Raw genomic sequence first — 5,294 nt, 5'->3', positions numbered from 1 at the left:
CGGCCGGCCCAACGGGGACGCGAAAACCGCGCGTCCATCCAGCCGACGCCGTGGCGTCCCTTGAGAATGTGATCGCGTCGCCGCGCTGCAGGAGGCGGCGGACCATCTGACGTCCGAACCGACCCCCCAAAGACTTTTCGAAGACCCATGAGATCGATTGCCGGTTGGCGCCGGGGGGAGTTTGGCGACAGTTGGATCAGGGGCTCCTCCGGCGATCCGGGAGGGGCTGCCGGGGTTCCTAGATGGATGTCGGGGTTACCGCGAGGCATTGGTGCTGGCGCGTGCACACGTGCGTTAATGCCCTCGGCATCGCCCATTGCACCAAACGCAAACCAAGCTAATGTTCCGCCCTGATGCTCCGGGTCCAGCAGAGTTAAGCGCCACGGGCCCATGTTGGAGGGTCGCGTGCTCAGGGGGCGTTACGGCATTGGGTGGATGGTTGCAGCCTGGCTGGCTATCGTCGTTCTAATCGCTCTTGGCATCGTGCTGGTGGGTCAGTCCGCCAACTGGCGATAGCCCAAGGAATCGGATCGATTTTTGAGCTGCGGAGTTCCTCGCAGATCGGGGAGGCCCGGGCGGGACGGAGCCACGTTCGGGCGGCTCTATCCTATCATTACTGCCCCAAGTTGTACCGCAGACGTCATTGGATTGTGGCGCCACCGGCGAGCCTACGGTGCTCGAAGCGTTGCGTCCGGACTTAGAATTAGGGCGATCCATCGGAGTACAGTTCCCAAAAAAATCCCGCCCCTGAAGCCCTGTATGCTCGCATCGGCGAAGACCTGATCGACTGCGCGGTAGATCCGCACCTGCTTCATCTCGCGCGTTTCTGACTTCGGTGCCAGAATAGTGCTGAATACCGGTGCGGACGCAGTGAGCTTCGGCAACAAGATATCCGTCTGTAAGGCGGCGCGTACCCGCCACGGTGACAGCGTCAACAAACTGCATGACCTTGCTTTCTGGGAGCGAAAATGCCGCAAGAACTGAGGAGAGAAGGCGGATGTCTATGCAGAGCCGTTCGCTATGCGGTGCGTGGCGAGCCGATTAGGTCGGGGCTTTGCCATTGCACCACGTGCCGAAAGCTCACGGGCTCGATCTTCTCCGCGACTGCCACGTGGAACCTGGACCGCGTCGAAATCAGTGGTGAGTTGAAAACCTTTGGGCGGCGCTCATTTTGCCCAGAATGCGGATCACGCCTGTTCTTCCTGTCCGAGACGGAAGCTGAAGTCTTTCTAGGAACACTCGACGACGCGCCGAACGGCATAGAACCCGGCGTTGAGGTATGGGCGATAAGGCGAGAGCCTTGGCTCCCCGACATTCCCTCCGCCGCGCGCCACACGAGGAACGAGGCCTGACACTCAACTCCGGGGGCCTCAGCTCCCGGCATCTGGTCGCCGGTGAAACTTGAAAGGCTGGGATACTGCCTCTTGCCATTTTTGCGGAGGATATGATTCAAGCTGAGGATGGCTCAGCTCTCGATCTTCACCACCGATACGCTCCCCGAGGCTCATGAACATCAAGTCAGATCGTTCATTCGGCTCCATTGGCACGATGAATATCAGTACAACCTCGAGGGCCCCCTGGTCCCTGCCGAACGTCACCCTGTCCACCTGGTTGTTCACGAACGCCACGCGCTCTTCAGCCACGGACGTGTTATCTGGGTCGATGTCGAGCACGTAGACCAGCGGTATCGCCTCTATTGCCTCGGCGACGTGCTGACCTATCCTGCCTTTCGGCGGCGCGGGCACGGCACAGACATTGTGCGGGCCGGCACACAGATGATCAGGAACGACGGCAAGGCAGATGCTGCGATCCTGTTTACGGATCCAGCCACTACCTCGCTCTATGCAGCGCACGGTTGGGAGCCGATGCCGACACTGCGGGCAAGTTTCGGTCACCCGGCGATGTCGGAACCAGCCCAGGGAACGCCAATGATGCTGTTCTGCTCCGACCGCGCCCGCACCAACCGCACGGACTTTGAAACGGAAGAACTGAGACTCCCCGGCTGGGGATGGTGAAGTGCGGCGAGCCCCCCGGTTCTAGCTTGCCCAGTAATACGGGTGCGGACGCAGTGAGCTTCGGCAACAAGGTAGCCATCTGCAAGCCGGCGCGTTCCCGTGACGGCGACAGCATCAATGAATTGCATCAAAGTATCTCCGGGTAGAAAGTCTTTGCCCGTCTTGCGGTCGTCCCAGAATCGGCAGTTGCTCTGCTAATCGCATCTGAGGGACCACCGAAATGGCCAAGGCACCTTCGAAGTCGACCGCAAAGCCCGCAGCAAAGGCAGCTGCCAAACCGGCCGCTGCAAAGCCAGCGTCTCAAGCGCCAGCCAAAGCTGCCGCGAAACCACCAGCAAAGCCCGCGGCTAAGACGGCTCCGGCCGCCAAGGCCGCCCCTAAACCCGCGGCGAAGCCAGCAGCCAAGTCCGCTGCTCCCAAAGCTGCACCCAAGGGTGCTGGGGCAAAGAAAGAATCGAGCTCGCCGTTGTCGAGCCTCGCCGGCAATATCCTCGGCGGAGCGAAGACAGCCGCCAAGGAAGCGAAGAAGCTGGCGGCTTCCGTTCTCGGCCAGGACAAAAAGGCCGGGCAGAAGAAGAGCTAGGCCCTTCGCCCGGAGGCTCGGGTGGTGGACCAGTGGACATTCGACGCCGGCATTGCAGGAGCGATCGTGAACGGCCGAATTCTGCACATTCACAACGTTGCGGGCCATTGCCGAAAACAGTCTGGGCCCGATCAGCGACAAGCTATGGGAGCAACTCGAACCCAAATGGCGCTGGCACGACGCGATGAGCACGGAGGAGCTGCAGCAAGCGTCCCGCTTACGTCCATGAGTGCCAGTCTTGTTATCTTGTTCCTGGGAACGTCGATGTCGTATCGAAATTGAATCTGCTGGTCGTGTTGCCCAGCAGAGGAGATGGCCACGCGAAAGGCATACCCAGAAGACAGGTTCCCGGCGCCGACGGTCGTCGCTGATCGGAAATCTGACTTACCAAAGCGCGCTCAAAGACCCCCGGCGAGCCGCAAGACGCGAGGAAATCGCGAACTACGAAGCTCTGGCTGGGGTATTCACCAGCAGGACGAGCAAGCTAAGCGGGCCGCCGTGGATGTCGGCGTGATGGACGCCTCGACCTCCTCCTGGTCCTCTTCCTGCTCCGACAGCTTGCCGTACTCGTCGATGGAGCCTCGAGGCCCGGCAGTGAGCCGTCTTCGACGAATGTATTCACCAGCGCATCGGACAGCGCGTCGATCGGCATCAGCGGTGGGCTGGTGCCGGTCCCGGCGATTGCTCGTGCGCCATCCGCCTTGGTCTTGAAGATGTCCGCCTGCTCCTTCTCGGAAAGAGCCCAGAGCGGTGCCCAGTCGTAGTAGATGTCCGGGTCGCGAGTGCCGAGCGCCGAGCGGATGATGCACTCATCGAGGCGGGCCATGGCGGGCTCCATCTCGATCTCCTGAATCGCACTGAGACGGTCGTAATAGTTCCGCAGGTCGGACTCGCCGGTGGCGTTCATGCCCGCGGGGGACTACCTGAGGAGGTGCGTCGCGGGAATATCAGTAGCGCCCGAGACGATCTGCAGGAAGCGGTCCAGGACTTCTGGGAGGTTGGCGAAATTCGCCGACTTGGTCTCATACCCCTCCTCCTCCTTGTCGTGCATCAGCGTACCGTTGATGCCCTTCGACATGTTGGCCAGCGTGTAGCGCTCGAGGATGACTTGTCGCCCTCGTCCCCCAGGGCTTGCCATGAAGTTCGGTTCTCCTCGGCCTCGATGGTCTCGATCTGGTCGGCCTCGGCCTGCCAGTCACGCCATGCTTTCACGGAATCGAAGGCAGGGATGTCGACAATCTTCCGCGGGAGCCAAGCGCTGGTGTAGGCCGCCAGCAACTGAGCATCGGTCAGCTGTGTCAGGACATAGGTCGAGGACGCGGACTTGTCCCGCTCGGTTCCCATTTTGCTGACCAAGTTGGTCAGACTGTCCGGAGCGGCTCGCCATTGCGCTCGGAACCTTCAGTTCGACGAAAATGTTAGTGGATGACAGACGCGGAGATTCAGATGACCGCCCCGAAGAGCGACGCGAAGCCCGTCCCGCAACTACCCGTCACCAAGCTCGAACTGCTGTTGGCTGCCATGCGGCAGCAGCAACAGATGTACGGCAGCAAATAGCGCGCCACGCTCGCGTGCTACCGCTTCATTGACCTGAAGGTCACCGAATAGCGCAGGTTGGCGACAGGCGGGATGGAGTGCTCCCAGTCCGTGCGTGCCTCGCCCGAAATGAGGTACGCCGACCCGGGCTCCAGCGTCACGTTTCTTCTCTCCCAATGCCCATTGCGCGGGCGGCGGAAGCGCATGGTGCAGGTGGCCCCGAGCGAGACCCCGACCACCTCATCGAACACCGCCTTGTCCTTGTGCCAACCGATTGCAGCGCCCGGCTGATACTCAGTGACGAGCACCTGCTCCAGCGTCTCCGGAGGAAGGCTCGCGAAGCGCGCAGCCTTGTCCCGCAAGGGAAGGAGAAAGTCGGGAATGTGGCCGATCTTCTCTAGGCGTTGGGTGGAAAAGTCATATTTCCATCCAAAGGACACCACCCTGCGCTTGCCCGTAAAGCCGTGGAACTCGAACTCCCTGAATGGCAGCGGCGCGATCAGTTGCACCAGGTCCGCGGCTTCGGCAGATCCGATCAGTTCAGGATCATATTTCAATCCGCTCGGCGTTGCCTGCAACTCGGGAAAGAGATCATCCTGCGCCATCCAACAGAAATGGAGCCGGCAGAGGTTGGTTCCGCGGCGCCCGGCCGTCTCGATGTGTGAAAGTGAGTATGTTTCCCGCGGCCAACCGCCTACCTTGCTCTAAGCCACGCCCACGAGGTACGACATGCAAAACGGCGAACGCGTCTTCTACACGAGCGAGAGCGGCGATCGGTGGCTACTTCTGTCCACCGACGGTGACATCGTGTCGGTGCGGCATGTGCCCAACGCTGCATCCGGCGGCGCGGGCACAACCTATGAGCTCGGAGAGTTCCTTGCGGCGGCTGCGTTTAGGCCGGCGCGCTCGTCAGACCAACTTTCGCGTCGCCACAAAGGGTGAGCCCCGCACGGCCGCTTCGATGACGTCGACGCGGCTTTTGAGCCTTAGTCGAGGTCGCGGCGGAGCTTTGGTTTCCGCCTTCTGTTAGCGGAGCGGGACCGCCGGTTTGGGGCGACCCCGCTCCTTTCTTGATGTCCCCAGGTTGCGGCCACAGGGCATCAATGCTTGGCGATCCGGCGAGCGAACCTGAGTTGCAGCGTTGCCCGCCGGACGCCGGA

The 5,294-nt window shown here is 61.4% G+C and carries 4 protein-coding genes and 1 pseudogene; 3 read left to right on the top strand and 2 right to left on the bottom strand.

Annotation, left to right across the window (positions count from 1 at the left end):
• Positions 1-968: 968 nt before the first annotated feature.
• The 3 genes from AC1DWU_RS23030 to AC1DWU_RS23020 all read left to right on the top strand — a co-directional run bounded on the left by AC1DWU_RS23030 (position 969) and on the right by AC1DWU_RS23020 (position 2,598).
• Positions 969-1,352, top strand: a complete 384-nt coding sequence (locus AC1DWU_RS23030; protein WP_477152354.1) for a GFA family protein — start codon at positions 969-971, stop codon at positions 1,350-1,352.
• 108 nt (positions 1,353-1,460) lie between these two features.
• Positions 1,461-2,015: a GNAT family N-acetyltransferase gene (locus AC1DWU_RS23025; RefSeq protein ID WP_477152353.1), complete on the top strand. Its 555-nt coding sequence runs from the start codon at positions 1,461-1,463 to the stop codon at positions 2,013-2,015.
• Between the two features lie 220 nt (positions 2,016-2,235).
• On the top strand, positions 2,236-2,598 hold the full coding sequence (locus tag AC1DWU_RS23020) for a hypothetical protein (protein ID WP_477152352.1): 363 nt from the start codon (positions 2,236-2,238) through the stop codon (positions 2,596-2,598).
• A 464-nt stretch (positions 2,599-3,062) separates the two neighbouring features.
• On the opposite strand, the pseudogene AC1DWU_RS23015 reads toward AC1DWU_RS23020, so the two are convergent.
• Positions 3,063-3,942: pseudogene (locus tag AC1DWU_RS23015) on the bottom strand (anti-CBASS protein Acb1 family protein).
• A gap of 230 nt (positions 3,943-4,172) precedes the next feature.
• Positions 4,173-4,739, bottom strand: a complete 567-nt coding sequence (locus AC1DWU_RS23010) for an alpha-ketoglutarate-dependent dioxygenase AlkB (RefSeq protein ID WP_477152351.1) — start codon at positions 4,737-4,739, stop codon at positions 4,173-4,175.
• Positions 4,740-5,294: the final 555 nt, after the last annotated feature.

It is taken from the genome of Devosia sp. P2_G7 (assembly GCF_056403495.1).
The sequence above is the reverse complement of the archived record's forward strand: the minus strand, read 5'-3'. Positions and strand labels throughout refer to the sequence as shown.